This is a genomic window from Pseudoalteromonas sp. S558, from assembly GCF_005886635.1.
Lineage (GTDB): Bacteria > Pseudomonadota > Gammaproteobacteria > Enterobacterales > Alteromonadaceae > Pseudoalteromonas > Pseudoalteromonas aliena.
In genome coordinates, this window is record NZ_PNDU01000505.1 from 1 (window position 1) to 1942 (window position 1942).

A 1942-nucleotide genomic window follows, 5' to 3' on the forward strand; every position below is an offset into this window, starting at 1 on the left:
AGTGTTAGTTGGGTCTTGAACGCGGGTTGTACAGTTTTTACATCGTTTAAATTGTTAGCGCCGCCTAATCCAACAGATTGAGTTATTCTGATTGCTGCCATCGAAGCATCCTTTTCTTTAAATTTATATTTTTTCATTACAAAGTGTTACCAGTAAATCAACACCCACTATTTAAAGGGGCTGTCTTTGTTATTTCTTCCTATTTAATTTAATTCCTAGTCAGCTTAATGGTTTACGAGTTTTTAGGATTGCTTGACTTACGCCTTCCACTTCAAACTTTTTGAGTAATCTCGCTATCCCATGTTGTTTTTCAAAGTCGATTTCTTTTTGGTAAAGCGGAAATAATCTATAAATATTTACAGGATTATTGTTATAGCTAATTTTCTCTTCAAGCAATAAAGCAATACCTTGATATGGCATGCATTCAACTTCTCTGGAAATAATAATGACCCGTTGAGTTGGGTCTATTTCTACTTGGTTTATTACCTCTAACCAATCAAACAACCAAGGGTATGATTGAGTAAGCACTTCTTCTGCCGTATCAAAACCTTGTTTTGTTACTTCAAACATTATTTCAGCATCTTTATTGATGTTTTCAGAAAAAACTGCAAATTTGCCCTTTGCTTGTTTTGAATACAAAACACACGGTGATTCTTTACTTTGCACATCAGTCAGTGCGCCATAATGAGCACTTAACTTATCTTTAAACGTTTCTGTTATTGCTGATACATAATTAAGTTCGTTTAAATCCTCTTCAATGCTTTTATAACCTTGCCCACGACCATAACGAATAAGCTCTTCTTTACTTTCGTTATTCGCACCATTTTCTATCAGAAGCTTTAGTAGCTCTTTACTTTTACTATAAACAGCACAGGATAAAGGCGAACTTGAACCATTGTGGTTAACATTTGCTCCTAACTCGATGAGCTTCTTTGCAGCTGAAAATTCATCTGTAATAATTGAAAGGCATAATGATGTCCGATTAGAATCATCTGTACTTTCAATATCAAAAAATTTTGTAAACATCTCCAAAACATTCAGATTATCTTCTTGAGAAGCCTCATGCAGCCAGTTCTCTCCACTTGGACTTTTACTTTCTAGTAGAAAAGTATGCTTGATTAATAAATTTTCTAAAACTTCCGCTTCATCATTCAGCATTAGCTTAACGGCTTGCTCCATTAACTGTGAATTATTCAATATTTATTTCCTCTCGTGTGTTTAGCAGCTTTCTCACCTAACTTACGCAGTGCTTTAATAACTTTATTCTTGCTTTTATACTTTTTATGGGCATAAGCTAGCTCTTCATAAACCATTTTAGCCATTTCTTCAGTATGTAACCCTTCAATATTAGGTGCCCAGACTAAATTTTCAGGACCTTTGAGCCAATCAATTTCATACTCCTCTAAAATAGCTTTACTCTTAAGCACCCACTCTTTTTGCTTACCACTACCTTCTTTAAATACAATATGGTGAGCATGAGCATTTTCCATTTCTTCAGGGCTTGGTTTAGCAACGCCATGCTCTTTTTCTAAAATTTTACCCCAATGAATGTTGGCTACTTTTTCATTGTTATCAATATGCTGCTGAGCAAAATCTTTTATACTGACGGTTTGAGATATACTTTTGCCCGATGGCGTCTCTCTTGTTATTGTAATTTTATTTTCTTCAGGGAGAATATTTTCAAAGCTATACTCATGCTTTTTACGATTCACACCACCTTCTGGTGGATAATCAATAGTAGATATATCTTTATTATCGATTGGAGTACATGCTATCGCAATTTTAAAAATCGCATCTACTGTTTCTTGATCAAAACCATTACCTACTAATGAATTCAGCTTGTTTTTTAATCTTTTTTCACCCTCTTTACACAACAACCCCATCGGATCCACCCAATTCACTGGATTTGGCGCATATTGGTAATGGTTTATGCCACCGACTA

At 34.8% G+C, this 1942-nt stretch carries 2 protein-coding genes; both read right to left on the bottom strand.

The genetic code is table 11. The annotated features are described in order from the left end of the window. Positions 1 to 219 precede the first annotated feature (219 nt). A complete protein-coding gene (locus tag CWB66_RS21110; protein WP_138586971.1) occupies positions 220 to 1197 on the bottom strand; it encodes an ankyrin repeat domain-containing protein in 978 nt (325 codons plus the stop codon). After that, positions 1194 to 1942 (bottom strand): AHH domain-containing protein (locus tag CWB66_RS22520; RefSeq protein WP_212747848.1); only part of this gene is annotated, 749 nt, incomplete at its 5' end. The genes CWB66_RS21110 and CWB66_RS22520, both read right to left, overlap by 4 nt.